Below are 24,198 nucleotides of genomic sequence, written 5' to 3'. Positions count from 1 at the left end.
GCCACTCATAACAACAAAGACGGAGATCACCATGACCCCTTCATTGCGTAAATTGGCCCTCGCCGCCGGCTGCATGCTGTTCGCCGGCCAACTGCTGGCCGCCGACGAACCCAAGCGCCCCGAATGCATCGCCCCGGCCTCCCCCGGCGGTGGTTTTGACCTGACCTGCAAACTGGCGCAAAGCGCGCTGGTCAACGAGAAACTGCTGAGCAAACCAATGCGCGTGACATACATGCCGGGCGGCGTGGGCGCGGTGGCCTACAACGCCGTGGTGGCCCAGCGTCCTGCGGACGGCGGTACGCTCGTGGCCTGGTCCAGCGGTTCGCTGCTGAACCTGGCCCAGGGCAAGTTCGGGCGCTTCGATGAGAGCGCCGTACGCTGGCTGGCCGCCGTGGGTACCAGCTACGGTGCCATCGCCGTTAAAGCCGATTCGCCCTACAAGACCCTCGACGATCTCGTCAAAGCCCTGAAGAAAGATCCGGGCAGCGTGGTGATCGGTTCCGGCGGCACCGTCGGCAGCCAGGACTGGATGCAAACCGCCCTGATCGCCAAGGCCGCCGGGATCAACCCGCGCGAGCTGCGCTATGTGGCGCTCGAAGGCGGCGGTGAAATCGCCACCGCCCTGCTCGGCGGGCATATCCAGGTCGGCAGTACCGACATCTCCGACTCCATGCCGCACATCCTCAGCGGTGACATGCGCCTGCTGGCGGTGTTCTCCGAGGAGCGCCTGGACGAGCCGGAAATGAAGAATATTCCGACCGCCAAAGAGCAAGGCTACGACATCGTCTGGCCGGTGGTGCGTGGCTTCTACCTCGGGCCAAAAGTCAGCGATGCCGACTACGCCTGGTGGAAGGAGGCCTTCGACAAACTGCTGGCCTCCGACGAGTTCGCCAAGCTGCGTGACCAGCGCGAGCTGTTCCCGTTCGCCATGACCGGCCCGGAGCTGGACACCTACGTGAAGAAACAGGTGGCTGACTACAAAGTGCTGGCCAAAGAGTTCGGCCTGATCCAGTAATCGCCCCTCTGTCGCGCGGCCATGCCTGGCGAACCCCAGGCATGGCCCAGGAGTTCAACATGCTCTTACAACGCATATTCGCCGCCGCGCTGCTGCTGGCCTGCGCCGGTCTGGCGCTGATGGCCTGGCCCTACCAGGCGTCGTTTTCCTACGAACCCGTAGGGCCCCGCGCCTACCCATTGCTGATGCTGGGGCTGATGAGCCTGGCGCTGATCTACATGCTGTTCCGCCCGCAACCCACCCAGCACACCGAAGAAGAACCGGCGCTGGACCGCCAGACCCTGGTCAAGATCGGTATCTGCGTGGCGCTGTTGATCGTGTTTGCCGGCACCTTCGAGCCCCTGGGCTTCATCCTCAGCAGCATGCTGATCGGCATCCCCATGGCGCGCCTGTATGGCGGTCGCTGGGTGCCCAGCGTGGTGATCGTCAGCCTGATGGCCATCGGTCTTTATCTGCTGTTCGATAAGGCCATGGATGTTCCGCTGCCCCTCGGCCTGCTCGACGTTCTGGAGAACTGATATGGATACTTTCGGCTATTTGGGCCAGGGCTTCGGCGTTGCGCTGTCCCCCTACAACCTGGTAACCGCCCTGTGCGGCACCCTGATCGGCACCGTGGTCGGCCTGTTGCCGGGCCTGGGCCCGATCAACGGCGTGGCGCTGTTGATCCCCATCGCGTTCGCCCTGGGCCTGCCGCCGGAATCGGCGCTGATCCTGCTGGCGGCCGTGTACCTGGGCTGCGAATACGGCGGCCGTATCAGCTCGATCCTGCTGAACATCCCGGGCGAAGCCTCCACCGTGATGACCACCCTCGACGGCTACCCGATGGCCCGCAAAGGCCTGGCCGGTGTGGCGCTGTCGTTGTCCGCGTGGAGTTCGTTCATCGGCGCGTTTATCGCCACCTGCGGCATGGTGCTGTTCGCGCCGCTGCTGGCCAAATGGGCGATTGCCTTCGGCCCGGCGGAATATTTCGTGCTGATGGTGTTCGCGATTGTCTGCCTGGGCGGCATGGCCGGTGACAAACCGTTGAAGACCTTTGTGGCGGCGCTGATCGGCCTGTTCCTTTCCGCCGTGGGCATCGACGCCAACAGCGGCGTGTACCGGTTTACCGGCGATAACATCCACCTCACCGACGGCATCCAGTTTGTGGTGTTGGTATTGGGCTTGTTCTCCATCAGCGAGATCCTGTTGCTGCTGGAAAAAACCCACCGTGGCCAGGAAGCGGTGAAAGCCACCGGGCGGATGATGTTCAACCTGAAGGAAGCAGGTTCGGTGTTCGTGGTGAACATTCGTTGCGGCCTGCTCGGTTTCATCATGGGCGTGCTGCCCGGCGCGGGCGCGACCCTGGCCTCGGCCGTGGCCTACATGACCGAGAAACGCCTGGCCGGTGCCAGCGGCAAATTCGGCCAGGGCGACATGCGCGGCCTGGCGGCACCGGAAACCGCCATCGGTGCGTCCGCCTGCGGTGCCCTGGTGCCGATGCTGACCCTCGGCGTTCCCGGCTCGGGCACCACCGCCGTGATGATCGGCGCCCTGTCGCTGTACAACATCACCCCCGGCCCGCTGCTGTTCCAACAGCAACCGGACATCGTCTGGGGGCTGATCGCCTCGTTGTTTATCGCCAACATCATGCTGGTGATCCTCAACATCCCGATGATCCGCATCTTCACGCGCATCCTCGCCGTGCCGAACTGGGCGCTGGTGCCGGTGATCGCGATCATCACCGCGATCGGTGTGTACGCGGTGCACGCCACCACCTTCGACCTGTTCCTGATGGTCGGCATCGGCATCTTCGGCTACATCCTGCGCAAGCTGGACTTCCCGCTGTCGCCGGTGCTGCTGGGCTTTATCCTCGGCGGCCTGATGGAGCAGAACCTGCGCCGCGCGCTGTCGATTTCCAACGGTGACCTGCAGATTCTCTGGTCAAGCCCGATCACCTTCGGGGTGTGGGTACTGACCGCGTTGATGCTGGCGTTCCCGCTGGTGCGCATCTACCGCAAACGTGCCCTGCAGCGTCGTGCCGTGGCCGATGTCTGAGGTCACCTTTAAACATTGGTGGGGAACACCGCTGGTCGGCCTGGCCGGCGGTTACCTGGCCAGCCTGGTCGGCTGGCCTTTGCCGTACATGGTCGGCTCCTTACTGGCGATCATCCTCGTGCGTTGCCTAACGCCCTGGCAGTTGGCGGAGATTCCCGGCGGGCGCAAATGCGGCCAATGGGTGGTGGGCATCGGCATCGGCCTGCACTTCACCCCGGTGGTGATCGAACAGGTGATGAGCCACTTCGGCCTGATTTTCTTCGGGGCGCTGGTCACCAGCCTGTCGAGCGTGGTCGGCGTGTGGTTGATGCGCCGCAGTGGTGAAGACCGCGCCACCGCGTTTTTCTCGAGCATGCCGGGCGGTTCCGGCGAGATGGTCAACCTCGGCTCGCGCAATGGCGCGGTACTCAGCCGTGTCGCGGCTGGGCAAAGTCTGCGCGTGCTGGTGGTGGTGCTGTGTGTGCCGGCGATCTTCAAGTATCTGTTGGGCGGCGGTGCGCCGCAGTTTCATCCGGCGCCTGTCAGCTGGGCGTGGCTGGCGCTGCTGTTTCCACTCGGGGCACTGGTGGCCTGGGGCTGGCAGCGCTTGCGTCAGCCTAACCCGTGGTTGTTCGGCCCCTTGCTGGTCAGTGCGACGGCCAGCGTGGTGTGGGACCTGCATATCGGCCTACCCGACGGCGGCAGCCAGATCGGCCAGTGGTTGATCGGCAGCGGGTTGGGCTGTCACTTCAATCGGCAGTTCTTTCGTCGAGCACCGTCGTTCATGGGCCGCACCTTGATCGGCACGGCCTTGACCATGGCGTTGGCAACGTTGGCGGCGGTGGGCTTGAGCGCCCTCACCCACCTGGACCTGCGCTCGCTGACCCTGGGCATGATGCCCGGCGGGATTGCCGAGATGAGCCTTACGGCCGAGACCCTGCAACTGTCGGTGCCGTTGGTGACGGCGATGCAGGTGATGCGCTTGTTGTTTGTGCTGTTTCTGGCGGAGCCGTTGTTTCGGCATTGGAACCGTCAGCCGGAAAAAATCTAAACCTTCGGCACAGGTTGAACTGTGCCTGGCCTTAGAGCGGCGGCAGGCGCCACTCAATCGGCGTCTCGCCGTTCTGCTCAAGAAACTTGTTGGTGCGGCTGAAATGCCCGCACCCCAGGAACCCCCGGTACGCCGACAACGGCGACGGATGCACCGACGTCAGCACCAAATGCTTGGTGGCATCGACCAGTTTCTGCTTGCCCTGGGCATGGGCGCCCCACAACAGGAACACCAGGTGCGGCTGGTGCTCGCTGACCACCTCGATAATCCGATCGGTAAAGAACTGCCAGCCCTTGCCCGCATGGGCATTGGCGTTGGCGCGTTCCACGGTCATGGTGGTGTTGAGCAGCAACACGCCCTGGTCGGCCCAGCTTTGCAGGCAGCCGTGGTTGGGGATGTCGATGTTCAGGTCGCGTTTGAGTTCTTTGTAGATGTTGACCAGGGAAGGCGGTGCCGGCACGCCCGGTTGCACCGAGAAGCACAGGCCGTGGGCCTGGCCGGGGCCGTGGTACGGGTCCTGGCCGAGGATCACCACCTTGACCTTGTCCAGCGGCGTTGAGTTAAGCGCATTGAAGATCAGCGGACCGGGCGGGTAGATCTCTTTGCCGGCGGCATGTTCCTGGCGCAGGAACTCGCGCAACTGGCCCATGTAGGGCTTATCGAACTCATCACGCAGGGCGTGTTTCCAGCTGGGTTCGAGTTTGATACGGTCGCCTTCGGTCATAGTTGAAATGTCTTGTAGAAAAGAATGAGGCGAACCCTAGGAAAGCCGGCCCTGCTTGTCAATTGATCTGACACACCACCGGCACTTTCCCACGAAGCGATCATACTGATCCTTCACCTTCTCGATTGAGGTCACGATGAATCTGCACTTCGAAGAACTGACCGGCAGCGGCGGCGCCCGCGTCGGCATCGCCAGCCTCGACGCTGAAAAGTCCCTCAATGCCCTCTCTTTGCCGATGATCCTGGCCCTGACTGATCGCCTGGAGGCCTGGGCCAAAGACCCGGCCATCGTCTGTGTGCTGCTGCGTGGCAACGGGCCCAAGGCCTTTTGCGCAGGCGGCGAAGTGCGCAGCCTGGCCCAGGCCTGCCGCGAGCAGCCGGGTGAAGTGCCGGCCCTGGCCGCACAGTTTTTTGCTGCGGAATATCGCCTCGACTACCGCTTGCACACTTACCCTAAGCCGCTGATCTGCTGGGGCCACGGTTACGTGCTGGGCGGGGGCATGGGCCTGCTGCAAAGCGCGGCCATACGGATTGTCACGCCGAGCAGTCGCCTGGCCATGCCCGAGATCAGCATCGGCCTGTACCCGGACGTGGGCGCCAGCTGGTTCCTGTCGCGCCTGCCGGGCAAGCTGGGTTTATTCCTTGGCCTCACCGGCGCCCATATCAACGGCCGTGACGCCCTGGACCTGGGCCTGGCCGACCGTTTCCTGCGCGACGATCAACAAGACGAGTTGCTCGATGGCTTGCTGCAACTGAACTGGCAGGAGCAGACCGCGATACAGCTCAACAGCCTGCTCAAGGCCCTGGCCCAGGAAGCCGTGGCCCAGCAACCCGAGGCGCAATGGCTGCCGCGCCGGGCACAGATCGACGAATGGCTGGACGTCGGCGATGTGCGCAGCGCCTGGCGCGCCTTGAGCCCGCTGCGCGACCACGCGGACCCACTGTTCAATCGCGCCGGCAAGACATTGAGCGAAGGCTGCCCGCTGACCGCGCACCTGGTGTGGGAACAGATCCAGCGGGCCCGCCATCTGTCCCTGGCCGAGGTGTTCCAGATGGAATACACCCTGAGCCTGAACTGCTGCCGCCATCCGGAATTCAGCGAAGGGGTACGCGCGCGGTTGATCGACAAGGACCAGAAGCCCCATTGGCATTGGCCGGACATCAATACGGTCCCGGACGCCGTGGTGCAGGCGCACTTCACCAAGGCGTGGGAAGGCCGGCACCCGCTGGCGGACTTGTCCGATTACTGAGGTTTTGCGCCCATGAAAAAGCGGCGCTTCATGCGCCGCTTGTCATACAGGCCGGTCAACGGTGACCGCCGCGGCCACCTCCACGGTCATGATCGCCACCGCGTCCATGCCCGCCATTGTTCCAACGATCCCCCCAGCCCTGGTTCGGGTAAGGCCGGTAACCGGCCCTTGGCCCTGACGGGTAATAGCGAGGCGCCGGCTGGTAATAACGCGGTGCCGAGTAGTAACGCGGTGCCGGAGCGTAATAACGCGGCGACGGGTAGTAATCACGGCGATATTGATACGCCGTGCCGCCGCCGTAGTAATAAGCCGGCGCCGGTGAGGTGTAGACCTCGGAACGGTAGTAGCTCTGGCCTCCATCGTAGTAGGGCACACAAGCGGAAAGGGTCAGACCGAGTAAAGCGCTGAGCAGCAGTCGTCGATACATGGCGGCCTCCTGGACCGCGGAAGAGCACCTCCAGCGACGCTGGGGGGCGGCATTCAGCTTTCACTGAATGACGAAATATCTGACATCAAAAAACGAAACTGGTGCGTTTTCGCAATAGTTTGAAACATGTGTGTAACCGTCATGAACAGGGCTTTTTTGTACGAACTGAAACTTTCCGGATTTGCATGATGTCATTACGACATCGCACAATGCCAGGGAGGCTCTAGCGCGAGCTTCCTCCCCTCATACCCGGATTCCAGTCATGAAGATTTCAACCAAACTGCTGCTCTCATTTGTATTGTGCGCGTTCATCACCCTCGTCGTGGGCGCCTTGGGTATCAAGGGCGTGACACGGCTGGCTTCGGCGCTTGAACTGACCTTCTCGAACAACCTGGTCTCGGTGAGCAATACCGCCGCCACCCTCAATGGCATGGTCGCCCACAACCGTGGCCTGTATCGCCTGGTGGATGCCAGCAATGGCGATGTGGCCCAGCAGGACCGCGAACGCGTGCGCCAGGACATCGCCAACGAACTCAAACGCAGCCAGACCGCCTACGCCATTTATCGCGCCACACCGTTGGAAGATGACGAACGGGCAGCCGGCGACAAGTTCGACCAGATCTGGCCCACCTACGTCAGTAACTCCGAACGCATCATCGCGATGCTCGATGCCGGCCAGCTTGAGCAAGCCCGTACGCAGCTCAACACCAGTAACAATGAACTGTTCCGCCAGGCACGTGAGCTGATTCGCGTGATGGTCGACTCCAATAACCGCCAGATCAAGGAAGGCGCCGCCGCCGCCGACGATCTGCGCAACAGTGCGATGACCTGGATGATTGCCGGCATCGTGCTGGCCTTCATCATTGCAATCATCATTGGCGTGCTGATCACGCGGCTCATCACCCGCCCCATCGCCCAGGCGGTGGAAGGCGCGCAGCGCATTGCCAAGGGTGACCTGACCCAAGCCATCGTTACCGAGCGTACCGACGAAGCCGGGCAACTGTTGATGGCGTTGTCGGATATGCAGGGCGGCCTGAAAAGCACCCTGGTGGAAATCGCCAACGCTTCCGACCAGCTCGCGTCAGCCGCCGAAGAGCTGAGCGCGGTCACCGACGAAAGCAGCCGCGGCCTGACCCGCCAGAACGACGAAATCCAGCAAGCCGCCACCGCCGTCAACCAGATGACCGCAGCGGTCGACGAAGTGGCGAGCAACGCCGTGTCGACCTCCGAGGCGTCGCGCCAGGCCACCACCGAAGCCGAGGACGGCCGCCAGCAGGTGGAGCAGGCCGTGTCGGGCATGTCATCGATGGTGGTCGAGATCAACGATTCGACCCAATCGGTCGCCGACCTCGCCGACCAGGTGCGTGAAATCGGCAAGGTGATCGATGTGATCCGCGGCATTGCCGACCAGACCAACCTGCTGGCCCTCAATGCCGCCATCGAAGCTGCCCGAGCCGGTGAACAAGGCCGTGGTTTTGCGGTGGTGGCCGATGAGGTGCGGGCGCTGGCCCACCGCACCCAGACCTCCACGGTCGACATCGAGAAGATGATCGGTGAAGTCCAGGCCGGTGCCGACGGCGCCGTGGCCGCCATGAACAAAAGCCTGACCTGGGCCAACAACACCCAGACCCTGGCACAAAACGCCGGCCAGGCGCTGGAGCGCATCACCGCCAGCGTGGCCAGCATCAACGAGCGCAACCTGGTGATCGCCTCGGCGTCCGAGGAACAGGCCCAGGTGGCCCGGGAAGTGGATCGCAACCTGCTCAACATCCAGGACCTGTCCACCCAGACCGCCGCCGGTGCCCACCAGACCAACGCCTCCAGCCAGGACCTGTCGCGCCTGGCCACCTCGTTCAATGTGCTGGTCAGCAAGTTCCAGCTGTAAGCGCCTCATAGCAGTGCGCCGACGCACCCGCGTGGCGCACACCGCCCTCTTCTACACCCTCCTCTCCCGCCCGCCCGGCTGAACCGCCGGGCATCGAAGCCACTTGGCACGACTCTCGCTTTATCTCTTGCGTGCAGGATTGATACAGGTTCGCGGCACCACAATTTGCAATGGCCGACTAGGGTTCCGGCTCGCCGAAAGCGAGTGGCTGGTCCGAGAGTTGGCGACCTCCAGTTGAGGTTACACGGCGGGATAAAAGCCCGGGAGACAAGCCACCGTTCACGGTGCCGCGTTGCTCCTGCTCGCCCTTGATCAACTGGAGAAGACCCATGCCCTCAATCCGTTTACCCGCCCTGCTCGCCGTCGTCTTTGCCGCCGTGCTGAGCGTCCAGGCCCAAGCCGCCCCCAAAAAACACTTCAGCGTGTGCTGGACGATCTACGCCGGCTGGATGCCGTGGGAGTACGCCGGCAGCCAAGGCATCCTCGACAAGTGGGCGAAGAAATACGGCATCACCATCGACATGGTGCAGCTCAACGACTACGTCGAATCCATCAACCAATACACCGCCGGCCAGTTCGACGGCTGCACCATGACCAACATGGACGCCCTGACCATCCCCGCCGCCGGTGGCGTGGACAGCACCGCGCTGGTGGTCAGCGACTTCTCCAACGGCAACGACGGCGTGGTGATCAAGGGCACCGACAAGACTGTGGCCGACCTCAAGGGCATGAACGTCAACCTGGTGGAACTCTCGGTGTCCCACTACCTGCTGGCCCGCGCGCTGGAGTCGGCGGACTTGACGGAAAAAGACCTGAAGGTGGTCAACACCTCCGATGCCGACATCGCGGCGGCCTTCAATACCGACCAGGTCCAGGCGGTCACCACCTGGAACCCGATGCTCTCGGAGATCAAGGCCAAGCCTGGGGTGAGCCAGGTGTTCGACTCGAGCAAAGTGCCCGGCGAAATCATGGACATGATGGTGGTCAACACCCAGGTCCTCAAAGACAACCCGGCCCTGGGCAAAGCCCTCACCGGCGCCTGGTTCGAAGTGGTCGCGCTGATGAACGCCAAGGGCCCCGCCAGCACCGCAGCCCTCGAACATATGGCCAAGGCCTCCGGCACGGACCTTGCGGGCTTCCAGTCGCAACTGGACACTACCAAGCTGTTCGCCACGCCCCAGGAAGCCCTGGCCTTCGCCATCAGTCCACAGTTGCCCGCCACCATGGGCAAAGTCGCCGAGTTCTCGTTTAAACACGGCCTGCTGGGTGAAGGCGCCAAGGACGCCAGCGCCGTGGGCATGCGCTTCGCCAACGGTGTGACCAGCGGCGACAAGGCCAACCTCAAGCTGCAGTTCGACCCCAGCTACGTACAGATGGCCGCCGACGGCAAGCTGTAAGAGGACCCGGCCATGCGCCTGATCAACCGTCACCCGGACCGTTCCAGCCGCCTGTTGCTGGTGCTGCTGCCGTTCGCCCTGCTGCTGTTCGCCTACTTCGTGGGCTCGGCCGAGCGCCTGGCGGACAACCCCAACGACAAGCTGCTGCCCGGTGCCGGGCAAATGCTTGACGCGGTAAAACGCCTGGCCTTCAACGCCGACACCCGCACCGGCGAATACGTGCTGTGGCAGGACAGCGCCGCCAGCCTGCGGCGCCTCGCCATCGGCCTGGGCATCAGCGCCCTCGCCGGCCTGTGCCTGGGGATCGCCGCCGGCACGCTGCCGCTGTTTGGCGCGCCGTTGTCACCGTTGCTGACGGTGCTGTCGATGGTGCCGCCGCTGGCGATCCTGCCGATCCTGTTCATCGTGTTCGGGCTGGGGGAATTGTCCAAGGTGATGCTGATCGTCATCGGCGTCACCCCCTGCCTGGCCCGCGACCTGGAACAGCGCGCGCGGGAAATTCCGGTCGAGCTGCTGGTGAAGGCGCAGACCCTCGGCGCCTCCACCTGGACCCTGATGCTGCGTGTGGTATTGCCGCAATTGCTGCCGCGCCTGCTGATCTCGCTGCGGCTGATGCTCGGCTCGGCGTGGTTGTTTTTGATCGCCGCCGAAGCCATCGCCTCCACCGACGGTTTGGGCTACCGGATCTTCCTGGTACGACGCTACCTGGCGATGGACGTGATCCTGCCCTACGTGGTGTGGATCACCCTGCTCGCCTGGCTGATGGACTGGGGCCTCAAGGCCCTGACCCGGCGTGCGTTCCCCTGGTACGAAGGAGCGCGGGCATGAGCTTTATCAGCGTCAATAATGTGTGGCAGCGCTATGGCGATCAGGTGGTGCTCGAAGGCCTCAACCTGCAGGTCGCCGAGGGTGAATTCTGCACACTGGTGGGCACGTCCGGCTGTGGCAAGTCGACTTTCCTGCGCCTGCTGCTGGGCCAGGAAACCGCGAGCAAGGGCCGGATCCTGCTGGACGGCCAGGCCCTCGCCGCCGAGCCGGATGCCAGCCGTGGCGTGGTGTTCCAGCGCTACTCGGTGTTCCCGCATTTGACGGTGCTCGACAACGTCGCCCTTGGCCTGGAACTGCCACGTTCTCGCCTGCTGGGCCGGCTGTTCGGTAAAGCCAGGAAGGACGCCCGGGAACAGGCTGCCGCGCTGTTGCACAAGGTCGGCCTCGGCCACGCCCTGGACAAGTACCCCGCGCAGCTCTCCGGCGGCATGCAACAACGCCTGGCCATCGCCCAGGCCCTGATCATGAAACCCCGCGTGTTGCTGCTGGACGAACCCTTCGGCGCCCTCGACCCGGGCATTCGCAAGGACATGCACCAGCTGCTGCTGGCGCTGTGGCGCGAAACCCGGCTGACGGTGTTCATGGTCACCCATGACCTGAGCGAAGGCTTCAGCCTCGGCACGCGCCTGCTGGTGTTCGACAAGGTCCGCGTCGATCCCCACGCCCCCGGCGCCTATGGCGCGCGCATCACCTACGACATCCCTTTGAACAGCGAACGCCGCAAGGCGCTCGCCGCCGAACTTGGAGCCACGTCCAAATGACCGATTCCACCCAACTGTTCCCACCCTTCGCCGAAGAAATGCTGCCCGGCGGCGGCCACCGTTCGTTCGTGCTCAAGCGCGGCCAACTGCTGCGCCTGACCGACCTGCGCGGCGGCGCCAACGTCAGCCTGACCCTGCTCAACGCCAACGAAAAAACCGAGCGCCTGAACCTGCCCGACAGTCTCAAATGCCAACACACCGCCAAGCTCACCACCGGCCATTGCCTGTACTCGGATATGGGCCGCGTGCTGGCCGCGATCACCGCCGACACCTGCGGCTGGAGCGACAGCATCGGCGGCGTACTGTGCGCCGCCGAAGTCGCCGAGAAATACGGCCAGGGCCGCTACCAGGAACTGCGCAATGGCTTCTTCCGCAACGGCACCGACAACCTGTTGGTGGAGTTGGGCAAGTGGGGCCTGGGCCTGTCCGACCTGCTGATGACCCTCAACCTGTTCAGCAAAGTCACGGTGGACAGCGACGGAGGCCTGCACTTTGTACCGGGCCATTCCAAGGCCGGCGATTACATCGAGCTCTACGCGCCGATGGACACCCTGGTAGTGCTCACCGCGCTGCAACACCCCATGGACCCGAACCCGCAATACGCCCCGCAACCGCTGAAACTGAGCTGGATGAACGCCGACAAAAGCGTCGCCGAACACTGCCGCACCTCGCGCCCGGAAAACGAGCGCGGCTTTATCAACACCGACCGCCTGTTCGCCTGAGGAGCTGCCATGTCTATCGCACTGAAACAACCGGACGCGGCCGTTTACCGCGCAACCATCCCCGCCGGCGAACCGTGGCTGATGGAGGTCAAGGCCGGGCAGACCCTGCGCATCCTCGACCTGGAGGGCAACCAGGCCGTCGACACGTTGTTCTACAGCGTGAAAAACCCCCGTGAACGCTACGACGTGCAACGCACGTTGCGCCGGCAGAACAGCGTGTACCTGGGCACCGGCAGCGTGCTGTATTCCAACCTCGGCCAGCCGATGCTGACCATCGTCGATGACACCTGCGGACGCCACGACACCCTCGGCGGCGCCTGCGCCCAAGAGAGCAACACCGTGCGCTACGCCCTGGAAAAACGCTACATGCACAGCTGCCGCGACAACTACCTGCGCGCCTGTGCCCACGACGGCCGCCTGGGCAAAGGCGACATCGGGCCGAACATCAATTTCTTCATGAATGTGCCGGTGACGGCCGACGGCGGGCTGACCTTCGAAGACGGCATTTCCGCCCCCGGCAAGTACGTCGACCTGCGGGCGGAGATGGATGTGATCGTGCTGATCTCCAACTGCCCGCAGTTGAACAACCCATGCAACGCCTACAACCCCACCCCTGCGGAGCTGCTGGTATGGAACTGAAACTCAAGCGCCTGCGTCGTTGGCTGTTTGCCCTGTGCCAATCCCGAGCCGGGCAGTGCATCCGCAAACAATAGCGCGCCAATCTGGGATCCACACTGACTGCACCCACTGCGGACGACCGCAGTGCTCCCCCACTTTGCGGGACGGCCCGCAGGGTTTTGCCATGTTCGAAAAACTGTTGATCGCCAACCGTGGCGCCATCGCCTGCCGCATCCTGCGTACCTTGCGCGAGCTGCAGGTCAAGGGCATCGCCGTGTACGCCGAGGCCGATGCGGCGAGCCTGCATATCCAGCAAGCCGACGAGGCCTACAGCCTCGGTGAAGGCGCAGCGGCCAGTACGTACCTGGCGGTGGACAAAATCCTCGCCACCGCCAAGGCCTGTGGGGCCAAGGCGATCCATCCCGGCTACGGCTTCCTGTCGGAGAACGCCGCGTTTGCCGAAGCCTGTGAAAACGCCGGCATCGCCTTTGTCGGGCCGACGCCGCAACAGCTGCGGGTATTTGGCCTCAAGCACACCGCCCGCGCCCTGGCCAAGCAACACAAGATCCCGCTGCTGGAAGGCACCGAACTGCTCGACAGCCTCGCCTCTGCGTTGCTGGCCGCCGACGCCGTGGGCTACCCGGTGATGCTCAAAAGCACCGCCGGCGGTGGCGGTATCGGCATGCGCGTATGCCGCAGCAGCGTGGAGTTGAGCGAGTCCTTCGAGGCGGTCAAACGCCTGGGGCAGAACAATTTCAGCGATGCCGGCGTGTTTATCGAGAAGTACATCGAGCACGCGCGCCACCTGGAAGTGCAGGTGTTCGGCGACGGCGCCGGTGAAGTGATCGCCCTCGGCGTGCGCGACTGCTCGGTGCAACGGCGCAACCAGAAAGTCCTCGAAGAAACCCCGGCGCCGAACCTGCCCGAAGGCATGGCCGAGGCCCTGTGCGCCGCCGCCATCACCTTGGCCAAGGCCGTGAACTACCGCAGCGCCGGCACCGTGGAATTTATCTATGACAGTGCTGACGGGCGCTTCTACTTCCTCGAAGTGAACACGCGCTTGCAGGTGGAACACGGCGTCACCGAACAGGTATGGGGCGTGGACCTGGTGCGCTGGATGGTGCAACTGGCGGCCGGGGAAATGCCGCCGCTGAACACACTCGAGTTAACCCCCCGGGGCCACGCGATCCAGGCGCGCCTGTATGCCGAAGACCCGGGCCGCGATTTCCAGCCGAGTCCCGGCTTGCTGACCTGTGTGGATTTCCCGCTGGCCGAAGGCCTGCGGATCGACACCTGGGTGGAAGCCGGTTGCGAGATCCCGCCGTACTTCGACCCGATGATCGCCAAGCTCATCACCTGGGCGCCCACCCGCGAACAGGCGCGCCTGGATCTGCACCGGGCGTTGAGTGACAGTCGGTTGTACGGCGTGGAAACCAACCGCGATTACCTGCGCCAAATCCTGCTGGCCCCGCCCTTTGCCAATGGCCGGCCGTGGACGCGCTGCCTGGAAGACCTGGTCTACGTGGCCGCCACGTTTGAAGTGATCAGCGCAGGCACCCAAACCAGCGTGCAGGACTATCCCGGCCGCCTCGGCTACTGGGCCGTGGGCGTGCCGCCGTCGGGGCCGATGGACAGCCGCGCGCTGCGCCTGGGCAATCGCCTGCTGGGCAACGACGAGGGAGCAGCGGCGCTGGAAATCACCCTGAGCGGGCCGCTGCTGCGCTTCAATTGCGCGGCGGTGGTCGCCGTGACCGGCGCTGAAATCCCGCTGCGGTTGAATGATCGAGCCGTGCCAATGAACACCGCGTTGTTGATTGAGGCCGGGTCGGTCCTGAGCCTGGGCACCCTCGCCGGCGCCGGGGCGCGCAGTTACCTGTGCCTGCGTGGCGGGCTGCAAGTGCCGGACTACCTGGGCAGCAAAAGCACCTTCACCCTCGGCCAGTTTGGCGGGCATGGCGGGCGCGCCTTGCGGGCGGGCGATGTGTTGCATCTGTTGCCGTTGGAAGACCGGAACGCCGGGCAACAATCAGTCGCTGAACCGCTGCCGGAGGTCCGCACACTGCGGGTGATTTACGGCCCCCACGGCGCGCCGGAATACTTCCTGCCGGCGTACATCGACACGTTCTTCGCCACGCAGTGGGAAGTGCATTTCAACTCCAGCCGCACCGGTGTGCGGCTGATCGGGCCCAAACCATTGTGGGCACGCACGGACGGCGGCGAAGCAGGGCTGCATCCGTCGAATATCCATGACAACCCCTATGCCATCGGCGCCGTGGATTTCACCGGTGACATGCCGGTGATCCTGGGACCGGACGGGCCGAGCCTGGGCGGTTTCGTGTGCCCGGTCACGGTGATCGAGGCAGACCTTTGGCAACTCGGCCAGCTCAAGGCGGGGGACAAAGTCCGCTTTGAACCGGTGGACCTCAAGACCGCCCGCGACCTTGCCCTGAACTGGGATCAAAAGGATGCCGAAACCCTGCGGGAGCAGAGCTTGCTCGCGATGGGACCAACTCGGTCAGCCGCCCGCATCGAGCAATTGGCATCCCCCATCATCCTGGACATCGGCCACGCCGACACCCGCCTGGTCGCGCGCCTCGCCGGCGACACCCACCTGCTGCTGGAAATCGGCGCGCCGGAGCTGGACCTGGTGCTGCGCTTTCGCGCCCATGCCCTGATGCAGGCCCTGGAAACCCGAGCGCTGAAGGGCGTGATCGACCTGACGCCCGGGATCCGCTCGTTGCAGATCCACTACCAGCCGGAACAACTGCCCCTCGTCGACCTGATCGCACTGATCAGCCACGAGTGGACCGCCGTGTGCACCCGGCAAAACCTGCAAGTGCCCTCGCGCATCGTGCACCTGCCGCTGTCCTGGGACGACCCGGCGTGCCAACTGGCCATCGAAAAATACATGACCACCGTGCGCAAGGACGCCCCGTGGTGCCCGAGCAACCTGGAATTCATCCGTCGCATCAACGACCTGGCCAACCTCGATAAAGTGCGCCACACCGTGTTCGACGCCAGCTACCTGGTGATGGGCCTGGGCGACGTCTACCTCGGCGCGCCGGTGGCTACGCCGCTGGACCCGCGTCATCGCCTGGTGACCACCAAATACAACCCGGCCCGCACCTGGACCGCCGAAAATTCGGTGGGCATCGGCGGCGCGTATTTGTGCGTGTACGGCATGGAAGGGCCCGGCGGTTATCAGTTTGTCGGGCGCACCTTGCAGATGTGGAACCGCTATCGCGAAGTGGCGGCGTTTGACGGCAAGCCGTGGCTGCTGCGCTTCTTCGATCAGATTCGGTTCTATCCCGTGAGCGCGGATGAGCTGGTACGGATTCGTCGGGATTTCCCCCTGGGACGCTTCGAGCTGGATATCGAGGAGAGCACCCTGAACCTGGCGGATTACCAGGCATTTCTTGCGCGGGAAGCCTCGGGGATCAGTGCTTTTCGTGAACAACAGCAACAGGCGTTCAATGCCGAGCGTGAGCGCTGGATCGTCAGCGGCCAGGCGCATTTCGACAGCGAAGAGCTCGCGGCGCCAGCGGCGCAAGACACGCTGCTCAAGGCCAATGAATACAGCATCGACAGCCCTATCGCCGGCAACCTCTGGCAGGTGCCGGTGGCCGTGGGTGCGCGGGTTGCCGCCGGGGATGTGCTGGTGATTCTGGAGTCGATGAAAATGGAGATCCCGGTGCTGGCGCCCTTTGCCGGGGTGGTGCGGGAAATCCCGGTGCAGCCGGGCAGCGGCATTGGCGCCGGCCAACGGGTCGTGGTGCTGGAACGGGACTGACCGGCGCTGTATCGTGCAGGGACTTCCGAGGCCCTGCCCCACCGACCATGACCACGCCAACCCTTTGCCCCGCCTGCGGGGCCCGCAACGATTGCACCCTGGCCGACCCACGCACCGCCGACCAGCCGTGCTGGTGCTACAGCGTCACCATCGACCCGGCGGTGCTTGAAGCGCTGCCCGATGCATTGCGCAACACAGCCTGCCTGTGCCCGCGCTGTGCTCAGGTGGATGAGCAGCTTCGCAATGCGCGTTGACCGTTTCCTCAGCAACCTGCCGCGTTTCAATCGCCAGCAAGTGCGCGTGTTGCTGGTGGAGCGGCGGGTGACGGTGGATGGCACGGCAGTCAGCGACCCACATCATGAAGTGCGCGAATTCAGCCGCGTGTGCGTGGACGATGACGTACTGCAGGCGGGTAAAGCGGCGCGCTATTTCATGCTGCACAAACCCCAGGGCTGCGTCAGCGCGACCTCGGACCCACAACACCCGACTGTCCTGGACCTGCTGGATGAGCCGGACAAAGGCGAGCTGCATATTGCCGGTCGTCTGGATTTCAACACCACCGGCCTGATGCTGATCACCAACGACGGCCAGTGGTCGCGGCGCCTGACGCAACCGCAGACCAAGTTGCCCAAGGTCTATCGGGTAGAGACGGAGCAGGACATCGGCCCCGAATACGCGGCAACCTTTGCAGCGGGCCTTTATTTCGCCTTTGAAGACCTGACCACGCAACCGGCCGAGCTGGAGCTGCTGGGGTCACGCCTGGCCCGACTGAGCATCACCGAAGGCCGCTATCACCAGGTGAAGCGCATGTTCGGGCACTTCAACAACAAAGTGATCGGCCTGCACCGTGAGCGAATGGGCCCATTGGGCTTGGATGCGGCCCTGGCGCCTGGCAAGTACCGGGCGCTGTCCGAGGAAGAAATCCGACAGGTCTGACGACCGTTCGGCCGGTGATGGCAAAAACCCATTTGCGTGACTTGCGGCATCCCCGGTCTACTGCTTGAATCAAACCGTCAGCCAAATTATGACTGGCGAGTCGCCTATAACCTCCAAGAAACACCTTGCCCCGCCCGCGCTTGATCTACGGGCCTCCCAGGCAAACAGCCCGCCCTAACAACAGCCGTCGGCCAGCCGTCATCGGACCGACATGGGCTCTCATCTTCCAGGCGTATGCCTACCTGTCATAAAGCTCGTGCAGAGTGATCTGCGCGCCCTACCCGCTTGCCAGGAGTCTTACGACATGAGGCCAGAAATCGCTGTGTTGGATATACAGGGTCAGTATCGGGTTTACACGGAGTTCTACCGCGCGGATGCTGCTGAAAAGACCATCATCCTGGTCAACGGCTCGCTGGCCACCACGGCCTCCTTCGCCCAAACCGTGAAAAGCCTGTACCCGCAATTCAATGTGGTTTTGTACGACCAGCCCTACGCCGGTCGCTCCAAAATCCATAACCGTCATGAGCAAATGCTGACGAAGGAAGTCGAAGGCCAGATCCTCCTGGAGCTGATCGACCACTTCGCCGCCGAGCACGTGCTGTCCTTCTCCTGGGGCGGCGCCGCCACCCTGGTGGCCCTCGCCCAGCGGCCACGGCGTGTGGAAAAGGCCGTGATCAGCTCGTTCTCTCCGGTGATCAACGCGCCGATGCGCGACTACCTCGAGCGTGGCGTCGACTACCTCGGCAACCTCGACCGCGACCGCGTCGGGCACTTGATCAACAGCACCATCGGCAAACACCTGCCGTCGCTGTTCAAGCGTTTCAACTACAAGCATGTGAGCAGCCTGGCCGAGCACGAATACGGGCAGATGCATTTTCACATCAGCCAGGTACTGCACAACGACCGCCTGTGCTACCTCAAGGCCGCGCGGCAGATCGATGTGCCGGTGCTGTTTTTGAACGGCGAATGGGACGAATACACCAGCGCCGAGGATGCCAGGCAGTTCGGGCAGTACGTGACGAAGAGCAGCTTCAGCACCATCCAGGCGACGGGGCACTTCCTGGATATGGAGCACAAGGCCGCCTGCCGGGACAGCCGGGACGCGGTGGTGGGCTTTTTGAAACCGGAACGGCAGGCCAGCCGATTGCGTTATCACCAAGGCCAGACGCAGCATGCATTCGCCATTTGAAATGAAGGCTTGCCGTGGCGAACGGACCTGCTCGCCACGGTAAGCTGCACAAATTCCGAAGAAAAACTTCAAATCCCGGCGCACATCTGGTACAAAGTCAGCCGCTCTGAGCGGGTGTCGTATAATGGCATTACTCCAGCTTCCCAAGCTGATAACGAGGGTTCGATTCCCTTCACCCGCTCCACTCAGACATAGCTTCCACGCCGGCAGGATTTTGGCGGGGGATGCATAAAAAAACCGGTCCTTGGTGGCCGGTTTTTTTATGGACTGTCCAGAATCAGTTTTATTGGGGAACGCCTCTACTTATTCTTCCTGCTCACCAGCAGCTCAAGCCACCGCCCGGAATCCTTTGATCAGAGTTGCAGTGGACAATATTAGACGCCTAGGATTATTCGTTGACGCCACGAAACCCAACTTAGCCTGGTAATAACTTGCAGCTCTCTGATCTTTAGCATCCACGACTACAAACGCTACGCCCGATTGTTTGGACACCGTATAAACCCGCCTGAAGAAGTCGGACATGAGCCGCTGGCCAAGCCCCACGCCCTGCCTGCTTTTATCAATCGCCAAACGACTCAAAAGCACTGCCGGCATGGGGTATCCGGGCATCCGCTTTTTTTGGTCTTCACTCAGTTCGTCAACCGCAACAGATGCATTCGCCAAAGCATAGTAGCCGAGCAAAATGCCACTTTCGATGTACATGAATGTTCGAGAAACGTTGCGCTTTTCGTCTTGCCCTGCGTGCTGGGCGATATAAGCGTTTAGCGCTGGGTGAACTTCACAATCGAAAGCAGAACGGTCAATAGACTTGTTAAAATTGACGGTAATGAAATCCATTGAGAGGCCTTAGCGCAAGGCGAGCAATTTTTGCAGAGCCTCTGTCGGCTCTGGTGGCGTATCCAACAGTTGGTGTGCGGTACCGGCATCAAGCACAGTGACGCCGTAAAGGTCCAAATCAAAAGCCATTTCTTCATGCGCGACAGAGCGTACAGCCAGCGCTGCTACAACTTTCTTGAGCTCTGCCAGCTCGCGTTCCACACTCGAAAGATGCGTAGCACGCATTGAACGAGTCTTAAGCCCACTGGTGCGACTGAATGCACTACTTGCCAGGCTTTTCGAGGCATGTCGCTCAACCACCGCGTCGGCGTCTGACAAAGCAGCCGACACCTTGTCGGCGGTCAGCTGCGTGCTTTTTGGTTGAACCGGTTTGTTCACGATGCATCCCTCTGTATTCGTGAATCCTAGCACATTGGACTTTACGCCTATCCTCAGGCCTTGCCTCTCGGACTTGCCCCGACTGAGTGAGATAGAACGCGATACGCCTCCATGTTCACTTCGAACGATTTCGTCCATCTGCCACAGACTTTGCGCCAAACGATCAAATAAGACTTTTTCCACCACTTCTCTCCCCTCTGGTGCTCTGTAAGGCCTGCTCAACCCATTCTCATTTGATCTATGGGGTAGCTTTTTTCGGGACACCAGCACACTCCAAATGCCCTGCATACAGCTGCGGTCAAGCGCGGATAGTCGCTGGCAAACCATAAGTACCTCGTCCAACACGCACAACACCGACGCTTCCGATGATTGCGTAGGCAATGCCCGAAATTTCAACATCCCTCGCGCACTCAAAAACATGTACAAACAATGAATTATGTACAAGTATCAGGCCCAAGCGTTGGCATCGCGCCTCGCACGCTCAAGGAGCCTGGTCATGACGCGTCTATGGGTTTCACTGTTGCTGGCATTGAGTGTGAGCAGCTGCGCCAATGTGGGTGTCGACCACTACGCCGACCAGCAACCGAAACTGGACCTGGAGCGCTTCTTCAGTAAACCGGTGAAAGCCTGGGGCATCTTCCAGAAGCGTTCGGGGGAAGTGGCCAAGCGCTTTGAGGTCGATATTGCCAGCCGGCGCGAGGGCAACGCGTTGATTCTGGATGAGCGTTTCTTGTACAGCGATGGCACGCGCCAACAACGGGTGTGGACACTGACGCCGGACGGCCCAGGACGCTGGCGCGGACGAGCCGGGGATGTGGTGGGCGAGGCGATCGGCGAAGTGGCGGGTAATGCGCTGCGTTGGCGCTACCGGCTCAATCTGCCGGTGGATGGCTCGGTGTACGAAGTCAGCTTTGACGATTGGATGTACCTGATGGACGAGGACACCTTGATCAACCGCTCGAGCATGTCCAAGTTCGGTGTCGAGTGGGGTCAGGTCACGCTGTTCTTTCGTCGCCAATGAGCCACGAGCGAGGGTCAATCATGAATATGCAAATGCTGGCCGAGCTGGCCGGGAAAGGCGAAATACGTGAGCTGGAGTTGCTGTCCCTGGAGGGTGGTTTCTATATCGCTCGCGTCAGGCTGGAGCACGTCGAGGCGACGTTACTGGACGATCAGGGCAAGCCGATGCGCATCGGTTCCACCACGCATTTACGCGACCTGTTGCAGCGGGTTCCGCCGTTTCCTTGCGTACTGGTGCAACACTGCGTTCACGATGAAATGTGCGGTACGCGTGAAGGGCCTATCGGTGCGTTGCGCATTCCGTTTTCGCTGGCGGCGACACTGTAAATCCTGGCTCCCCTCCCCCGTGGTATGGGCGGCCTGGGAAGGCAAGCCGTTTACACCGTACGGGTGACCTACGCGGCTCGGTCCACGCGGTCCTGAACAGCCTCGACCAGCAGCAGGCCCAGTTCAATCATCTGCTGAATGGCCAGGGCCAGGTAGCGCTGTTGAGAGGGCAGGCTTTCGACGAACTCGTGAGTCATGGCACCTGCACCGGCGATGGTTTCGTAGGCGTTGGCGAGCAGCGCTTGAGTGTCGATTTCGGGACGGACGCTGAACAGTTTTACGGATGGATTGCATGAGTCAGTACACATCTGTTGATCCTCGGTAAGGACCGCATACCAGAGCTACTAAACAATGGGTGGCGGCTGTACGCAGGTTAGTAGACCGGCGAATCAACGAAACCGGCGCGCCCGAAGACGCCCTGCGTGCAGCCACCATAAGAGCAGCTGTACGCCGTTGATCGTATCGGGCTACTAAACCCGACCGCTGATGGGCAGCGGCTGACGAACCTTAAAGAGGTCGTCCAAGGCGCACAACTCGGACGAGTCTGATCGTTGTGTAGGCAATGCCGCAAGGTTCAACTCTACGTTCTGACACCTCACTTTTCCTCCCCCCTCTGCACCACCCACGCCAACGGCAACGTCACACCCAACATCCCCACCAACACCATCACCGCCACCGGCACGCCCAGCACATCCCCCACTGCACCAAACACCACCGGCGCCAACGCGCCACCGCCAATCGTGCCGGTGTAGAACAGCGCAAACGCCTGCTCGCGCTTGCCCGCGCCGGCGAGGTCGGGCACGGCGCCGTACAGCACCGAGGAGGTGCCATTAAGCACCAGGCCCAACAGCGGCAGCATCACCATCAACCCGCTGAGCGGCAGGTACACCGCTGCGACGATCAGCACTGCAGTACTGGTTTCCGTGATCCATACGGTCTTCATCATGCCGATGCGTGCGCCGAGGTAGCCGCAGAACAGTTTGCCGAAGGCACCACCGATGAACAGCAGGGTCAACGCAAGACCGATCCCGGCGGTACCGGCGCCTTTGGCTTGCAGCAGGAACGGCAGGAAGGTGAGGAAGCCCATGCGCACGGCGCTGTCGAGGGTGCCGGTGAGGATCAGCGCGCGCAGGCCCGTGGCGGAGCCGCTACCCCTGAGGGGCTTGGCTGTTTTTGCGGCGGTGGATTCGGATGCTTGAGCTGGAATCAGCCACCACAACAGCCCCGCCGCCGCCAGACCAAGCAGGCCCAGCAACGTGGCGCTGGCCTGCCAACTGATGACGGTGAGCAGCAGCCCGACCAGACCAGGAATCAAGGTTTTGCCGATGTCGCCGGAGAAGTTGTACTGGGACAGCGCCTGCTTGACCCCACCGCCGTCCTCGTAGGCGTCGGTGATCATCGACGAGGCCAGTGGGTGCTGGGTGCTGGCGCCCAGGCCGCCGAGCAGCAGCGCCAGCAGCAACACGGTCAGCCCTGTCGCTTGGCCCACCAGCAGGTAGGCAACACCCGCCAGCGCCGTGCCGCCCACCAGCATCGGTGTGCGGCCCCAGCGTCTGGCGGCGCGGCTGGCCAACAATTGGAACACGGCCATCATCCCGGAATAGGCACCACGCAGCAGGCCGATCTGGGCGTAGGACAAGGCGAACTGAGCCTGCCAGACAGGCAGCAAAACGTAGATCACATCAGTGAGCCCATCATGCACGGCATGGGCGCTGCAACCGGCGAACAAGGCGCGACGGCGCGTCGATGATTCGGGCGAAGGCACAGCGACGGTGTCGTTCATGGTGCAGGAATCAGCTCAGGTTTAAGGGGCTTCCAGCCGGTCAAGGCGATCAACAAGGTCAGCAGCTGGAAACCGATGATCAGCACCACGCACCCGACCCAGCCCCAGCGTTCCCAGATCAGCGCCGGGACAATGGCGCCGCCGCTGCCGCCCAGGTAATAACAGGTGAGATACACCCCGACAGCACCCGTCTTGTTATCGCCCGCGGTGGCCGTGATAAACCCATTGGCGGCCGCCTGCGCGAGGAACACACCGGTGGAACTGAGCGCCAGGCCCACTACGATGCACCAGAGGGAGGGCATCAGGGTCAACGCCGAACCACTGACGCCCAGCACGGCGGCGACACCCAGCAGTTGGGCATGGGGCCGGGCTTTGCTGAGGCGTCCGGCGATGGGGATCACGATCAACGCCAACAGGAACACCATGTACAGCGTCCCCAACGCCGCAGGCCCGAGGTTGAACGGCGGCAGGCCCAAGTACAAACCTGCGTAGGTAAACGCCGCGACTTGCGAAAACAACACGCAGAAACCTACGGCGTATGCGGCCAACAGCGGCTGGCGAAATACACCTGACGAGGAGGCTTTAACCTGCACGGTCCGCGGGCGGTTGGCCGGCAACAGAAACTGGATGAATCCGCCGACCATCAAGCTCAGCACCGCGAGCACTTCAAAGGCCTCACGCCAGCCCACATACTCGGTCATGACTCCGGTGACGAAGCGCCCGGCGAACCCGCCCAACACGGTGCCCGCGACGTAGAGACTCGTCACCTCCGTGACCGTGCCGCCGCGCCAGCGGTCGCCGATGTAGGCCACGCTGGTGGCGAACAGTACCGGGATCAGCATGCCCTCGACAAAACGCCATACCAGCACTTCGGCAAAACTGTCGGCATAGGCGGTCATCAACGCTGGCACTGCGAGCAGTAAAGCCGCCACGACAATCACACTGCGTTGCTCGTAGCCCCCGGTCAGGCGACTGACGAACGGGGCGGTGATCGCCACCGCCAGGGTGGTGACGGTGATGCTCCACCCCGCATCCTTGGCACTGATATGAAAGTGCGCGGCGAACGTCTGGAGGATGCTTTGGGTCGCATAGAGGTTGAGAAACGCCGCGCAGCCACACAGGAACAGGGCAAGGCGGGCACAATGCAGGCGCAGTTTCATGAAACCTCTCGTTTTATTTTGAAAGGTCTTTATAGAATGGCCGGCAGGTCTTGAACCAATACCGAATTCGGACCGATTGATACCCAAG

24 protein-coding genes, 1 tRNA gene and 1 riboswitch are annotated in these 24,198 nt (G+C 62.6%); of the genes, 18 read left to right on the top strand and 7 right to left on the bottom strand.

Going from position 1 to position 24,198, the window contains the following annotated elements; genetic code table 11:
* The first annotated feature begins 31 nt into the window (after window positions 1–31).
* Genes AC07OP_RS23450 through AC07OP_RS23435 form a run of 4 tightly spaced genes read left to right on the top strand, consistent with a single transcriptional unit; the run spans window position 32 to window position 4,079 of the window.
* The gene (locus tag AC07OP_RS23450; RefSeq protein WP_027604327.1) at window positions 32–1,015 is read left to right on the top strand and encodes a Bug family tripartite tricarboxylate transporter substrate binding protein; all 984 of its coding nucleotides are present in this window, start codon (window positions 32–34) and stop codon (window positions 1,013–1,015) included.
* A 59-nt stretch (window positions 1,016–1,074) separates the two neighbouring features.
* Window positions 1,075–1,533 carry a tripartite tricarboxylate transporter TctB family protein gene (locus tag AC07OP_RS23445; protein WP_027604328.1) on the top strand — a complete coding sequence of 153 codons (459 nt, stop codon included), beginning with the start codon at window positions 1,075–1,077 and terminating at the stop codon, window positions 1,531–1,533.
* A 1-nt stretch (window position 1,534) separates the two neighbouring features.
* Window positions 1,535–3,049, top strand: a complete 1,515-nt coding sequence (locus AC07OP_RS23440) for a tripartite tricarboxylate transporter permease (protein ID WP_027604329.1) — start codon at window positions 1,535–1,537, stop codon at window positions 3,047–3,049.
* The gene (locus AC07OP_RS23435) at window positions 3,042–4,079 is read left to right on the top strand and encodes an AbrB family transcriptional regulator (protein WP_092487886.1); all 1,038 of its coding nucleotides are present in this window, start codon (window positions 3,042–3,044) and stop codon (window positions 4,077–4,079) included. Before AC07OP_RS23440 ends, AC07OP_RS23435 begins: the two co-directional genes overlap by 8 nt.
* A 31-nt stretch (window positions 4,080–4,110) precedes the next feature.
* On the opposite strand, the gene ung is transcribed toward AC07OP_RS23435, so the two are convergent.
* Window positions 4,111–4,803: a uracil-DNA glycosylase gene (ung, locus tag AC07OP_RS23430; protein WP_027604331.1), complete on the bottom strand. Its 693-nt coding sequence runs from the start codon at window positions 4,801–4,803 to the stop codon at window positions 4,111–4,113.
* Window positions 4,804–4,939: 136 nt separating this feature from the next.
* Here ung and dspII point away from each other — a divergent pair, with 136 nt between their 5' ends.
* Window positions 4,940–6,052: an enoyl-CoA hydratase/isomerase DspII gene (gene dspII, locus AC07OP_RS23425; RefSeq protein ID WP_495101034.1), complete on the top strand. Its 1,113-nt coding sequence runs from the start codon at window positions 4,940–4,942 to the stop codon at window positions 6,050–6,052.
* 55 nt (window positions 6,053–6,107) lie between these two features.
* On the opposite strand, the gene AC07OP_RS23420 is transcribed toward dspII, so the two are convergent.
* Window positions 6,108–6,479 carry a hypothetical protein gene (locus AC07OP_RS23420; protein WP_081744398.1) on the bottom strand — a complete coding sequence of 124 codons (372 nt, stop codon included), beginning with the start codon at window positions 6,477–6,479 and terminating at the stop codon, window positions 6,108–6,110.
* A 262-nt stretch (window positions 6,480–6,741) separates the two neighbouring features.
* On the opposite strand from AC07OP_RS23420, the gene AC07OP_RS23415 reads away from it, so the two are divergent.
* From AC07OP_RS23415 to AC07OP_RS23365, 11 genes are all read left to right on the top strand, one after another.
* On the top strand, window positions 6,742–8,364 hold the full coding sequence (locus tag AC07OP_RS23415; protein ID WP_495101033.1) for a methyl-accepting chemotaxis protein: 1,623 nt from the start codon (window positions 6,742–6,744) through the stop codon (window positions 8,362–8,364).
* A 167-nt stretch (window positions 8,365–8,531) separates the two neighbouring features.
* A riboswitch (guanidine-I (ykkC/yxkD leader) is annotated at window positions 8,532–8,633 on the top strand.
* Window positions 8,634–8,693: 60 nt separating this feature from the next.
* Complete coding sequence (locus AC07OP_RS23410) at window positions 8,694–9,761, top strand: putative urea ABC transporter substrate-binding protein (protein WP_495101032.1); 1,068 nt, start codon at window positions 8,694–8,696, stop codon at window positions 9,759–9,761.
* A gap of 12 nt (window positions 9,762–9,773) precedes the next feature.
* Complete coding sequence (locus AC07OP_RS23405; protein WP_027604335.1) at window positions 9,774–10,589, top strand: ABC transporter permease; 816 nt, start codon at window positions 9,774–9,776, stop codon at window positions 10,587–10,589.
* On the top strand, window positions 10,586–11,350 hold the full coding sequence (locus AC07OP_RS23400; protein ID WP_495101031.1) for an ABC transporter ATP-binding protein: 765 nt from the start codon (window positions 10,586–10,588) through the stop codon (window positions 11,348–11,350). Before AC07OP_RS23405 ends, AC07OP_RS23400 begins: the two co-directional genes overlap by 4 nt.
* Window positions 11,347–12,072, top strand: a complete 726-nt coding sequence (locus tag AC07OP_RS23395; protein WP_027604337.1) for an urea amidolyase associated protein UAAP1 — start codon at window positions 11,347–11,349, stop codon at window positions 12,070–12,072. Before AC07OP_RS23400 ends, AC07OP_RS23395 begins: the two co-directional genes overlap by 4 nt.
* A 9-nt stretch (window positions 12,073–12,081) precedes the next feature.
* The gene (locus tag AC07OP_RS23390; protein ID WP_074844417.1) at window positions 12,082–12,711 is read left to right on the top strand and encodes an urea amidolyase associated protein UAAP2; all 630 of its coding nucleotides are present in this window, start codon (window positions 12,082–12,084) and stop codon (window positions 12,709–12,711) included.
* 163 nt (window positions 12,712–12,874) lie between these two features.
* Window positions 12,875–16,480, top strand: a complete 3,606-nt coding sequence (uca, locus tag AC07OP_RS23385; protein ID WP_495101030.1) for an urea carboxylase — start codon at window positions 12,875–12,877, stop codon at window positions 16,478–16,480.
* Window positions 16,481–16,527: 47 nt separating this feature from the next.
* Window positions 16,528–16,734, top strand: a complete 207-nt coding sequence (locus AC07OP_RS23380) for a cysteine-rich CWC family protein (protein ID WP_065938870.1) — start codon at window positions 16,528–16,530, stop codon at window positions 16,732–16,734.
* On the top strand, window positions 16,724–17,416 hold the full coding sequence (locus tag AC07OP_RS23375; RefSeq protein ID WP_495101029.1) for a 16S rRNA pseudouridine(516) synthase: 693 nt from the start codon (window positions 16,724–16,726) through the stop codon (window positions 17,414–17,416). The genes AC07OP_RS23380 and AC07OP_RS23375 overlap by 11 nt, the downstream gene beginning before the upstream one ends.
* Before the next feature lie 304 nt (window positions 17,417–17,720).
* Window positions 17,721–18,605 carry an alpha/beta fold hydrolase gene (locus tag AC07OP_RS23370; protein WP_027604342.1) on the top strand — a complete coding sequence of 295 codons (885 nt, stop codon included), beginning with the start codon at window positions 17,721–17,723 and terminating at the stop codon, window positions 18,603–18,605.
* A 110-nt stretch (window positions 18,606–18,715) separates the two neighbouring features.
* Window positions 18,716–18,789 (top strand) — tRNA-Gly (locus AC07OP_RS23365).
* Window positions 18,790–18,932: 143 nt separating this feature from the next.
* Here the strand turns inward: AC07OP_RS23365 and AC07OP_RS23360 are convergent.
* Both AC07OP_RS23360 and AC07OP_RS23355 read right to left on the bottom strand, forming a co-directional pair.
* The gene (locus AC07OP_RS23360; protein WP_115485845.1) at window positions 18,933–19,442 is read right to left on the bottom strand and encodes a GNAT family N-acetyltransferase; all 510 of its coding nucleotides are present in this window, start codon (window positions 19,440–19,442) and stop codon (window positions 18,933–18,935) included.
* Window positions 19,443–19,451: 9 nt separating this feature from the next.
* Window positions 19,452–19,820, bottom strand: coding sequence for a hypothetical protein (locus AC07OP_RS23355; protein ID WP_133822129.1), 369 nt, complete (start codon window positions 19,818–19,820; stop codon window positions 19,452–19,454).
* 496 nt (window positions 19,821–20,316) lie between these two features.
* Here AC07OP_RS23355 and AC07OP_RS23350 point away from each other — a divergent pair, with 496 nt between their 5' ends.
* Both AC07OP_RS23350 and AC07OP_RS23345 read left to right on the top strand, forming a co-directional pair.
* The gene (locus AC07OP_RS23350) at window positions 20,317–20,841 is read left to right on the top strand and encodes a DUF3833 domain-containing protein (protein WP_027604345.1); all 525 of its coding nucleotides are present in this window, start codon (window positions 20,317–20,319) and stop codon (window positions 20,839–20,841) included.
* Between the two features lie 20 nt (window positions 20,842–20,861).
* The gene (locus tag AC07OP_RS23345; protein WP_141156993.1) at window positions 20,862–21,167 is read left to right on the top strand and encodes a DUF6482 family protein; all 306 of its coding nucleotides are present in this window, start codon (window positions 20,862–20,864) and stop codon (window positions 21,165–21,167) included.
* A 68-nt stretch (window positions 21,168–21,235) separates the two neighbouring features.
* On the opposite strand, the gene AC07OP_RS23340 is transcribed toward AC07OP_RS23345, so the two are convergent.
* The 3 genes from AC07OP_RS23340 to AC07OP_RS23330 all read right to left on the bottom strand — a co-directional run bounded on the left by AC07OP_RS23340 (window position 21,236) and on the right by AC07OP_RS23330 (window position 24,110).
* On the bottom strand, window positions 21,236–21,475 hold the full coding sequence (locus AC07OP_RS23340) for a DUF6124 family protein (RefSeq protein WP_027604347.1): 240 nt from the start codon (window positions 21,473–21,475) through the stop codon (window positions 21,236–21,238).
* A gap of 287 nt (window positions 21,476–21,762) precedes the next feature.
* Window positions 21,763–22,950: an MFS transporter gene (locus AC07OP_RS23335; protein WP_495101028.1), complete on the bottom strand. Its 1,188-nt coding sequence runs from the start codon at window positions 22,948–22,950 to the stop codon at window positions 21,763–21,765.
* A complete protein-coding gene (locus AC07OP_RS23330) occupies window positions 22,947–24,110 on the bottom strand; it encodes an MFS transporter (RefSeq protein WP_495101027.1) in 1,164 nt (387 codons plus the stop codon). The genes AC07OP_RS23335 and AC07OP_RS23330 overlap by 4 nt, the downstream gene beginning before the upstream one ends.
* Window positions 24,111–24,198: the final 88 nt, after the last annotated feature.

This window comes from Pseudomonas sp. GW821-FHT09D08 (assembly GCF_059416305.1).
Note: the sequence above shows the minus strand (reverse complement) of the source record. Positions and strands in the feature narration are given on the sequence as shown.

Excerpts from the sequence above, each read along its gene's own strand:
- AC07OP_RS23370 (WP_027604342.1), top strand. The coding sequence starts at position 17,721 with ATGAGGCCAGAAATCGCTGTGTTGGATATACAGGGTCAGTATCGGGTT.
- AC07OP_RS23405 (WP_027604335.1), top strand. The coding sequence starts at position 9,774 with ATGCGCCTGATCAACCGTCACCCGGACCGTTCCAGCCGCCTGTTGCTG.
- AC07OP_RS23335 (WP_495101028.1), bottom strand. The coding sequence starts at position 22,950 with ATGAACGACACCGTCGCTGTGCCTTCGCCCGAATCATCGACGCGCCGT.
- AC07OP_RS23350 (WP_027604345.1), top strand. The coding sequence starts at position 20,317 with ATGACGCGTCTATGGGTTTCACTGTTGCTGGCATTGAGTGTGAGCAGC.
- AC07OP_RS23390 (WP_074844417.1), top strand. The coding sequence starts at position 12,082 with ATGTCTATCGCACTGAAACAACCGGACGCGGCCGTTTACCGCGCAACC.
- ung (WP_027604331.1), bottom strand. The coding sequence starts at position 4,803 with ATGACCGAAGGCGACCGTATCAAACTCGAACCCAGCTGGAAACACGCC.
- AC07OP_RS23380 (WP_065938870.1), top strand. The coding sequence starts at position 16,528 with ATGACCACGCCAACCCTTTGCCCCGCCTGCGGGGCCCGCAACGATTGC.
- AC07OP_RS23450 (WP_027604327.1), top strand. The coding sequence starts at position 32 with ATGACCCCTTCATTGCGTAAATTGGCCCTCGCCGCCGGCTGCATGCTG.
- AC07OP_RS23435 (WP_092487886.1), top strand. The coding sequence starts at position 3,042 with ATGTCTGAGGTCACCTTTAAACATTGGTGGGGAACACCGCTGGTCGGC.
- AC07OP_RS23345 (WP_141156993.1), top strand. The coding sequence starts at position 20,862 with ATGAATATGCAAATGCTGGCCGAGCTGGCCGGGAAAGGCGAAATACGT.
- AC07OP_RS23410 (WP_495101032.1), top strand. The coding sequence starts at position 8,694 with ATGCCCTCAATCCGTTTACCCGCCCTGCTCGCCGTCGTCTTTGCCGCC.
- AC07OP_RS23415 (WP_495101033.1), top strand. The coding sequence starts at position 6,742 with ATGAAGATTTCAACCAAACTGCTGCTCTCATTTGTATTGTGCGCGTTC.
- AC07OP_RS23400 (WP_495101031.1), top strand. The coding sequence starts at position 10,586 with ATGAGCTTTATCAGCGTCAATAATGTGTGGCAGCGCTATGGCGATCAG.
- uca (WP_495101030.1), top strand. The coding sequence starts at position 12,875 with ATGTTCGAAAAACTGTTGATCGCCAACCGTGGCGCCATCGCCTGCCGC.
- AC07OP_RS23360 (WP_115485845.1), bottom strand. The coding sequence starts at position 19,442 with ATGGATTTCATTACCGTCAATTTTAACAAGTCTATTGACCGTTCTGCT.
- AC07OP_RS23330 (WP_495101027.1), bottom strand. The coding sequence starts at position 24,110 with ATGAAACTGCGCCTGCATTGTGCCCGCCTTGCCCTGTTCCTGTGTGGC.
- AC07OP_RS23440 (WP_027604329.1), top strand. The coding sequence starts at position 1,535 with ATGGATACTTTCGGCTATTTGGGCCAGGGCTTCGGCGTTGCGCTGTCC.
- AC07OP_RS23340 (WP_027604347.1), bottom strand. The coding sequence starts at position 21,475 with ATGTGTACTGACTCATGCAATCCATCCGTAAAACTGTTCAGCGTCCGT.
- AC07OP_RS23375 (WP_495101029.1), top strand. The coding sequence starts at position 16,724 with ATGCGCGTTGACCGTTTCCTCAGCAACCTGCCGCGTTTCAATCGCCAG.
- AC07OP_RS23395 (WP_027604337.1), top strand. The coding sequence starts at position 11,347 with ATGACCGATTCCACCCAACTGTTCCCACCCTTCGCCGAAGAAATGCTG.
- AC07OP_RS23445 (WP_027604328.1), top strand. The coding sequence starts at position 1,075 with ATGCTCTTACAACGCATATTCGCCGCCGCGCTGCTGCTGGCCTGCGCC.
- AC07OP_RS23420 (WP_081744398.1), bottom strand. The coding sequence starts at position 6,479 with ATGTATCGACGACTGCTGCTCAGCGCTTTACTCGGTCTGACCCTTTCC.
- dspII (WP_495101034.1), top strand. The coding sequence starts at position 4,940 with ATGAATCTGCACTTCGAAGAACTGACCGGCAGCGGCGGCGCCCGCGTC.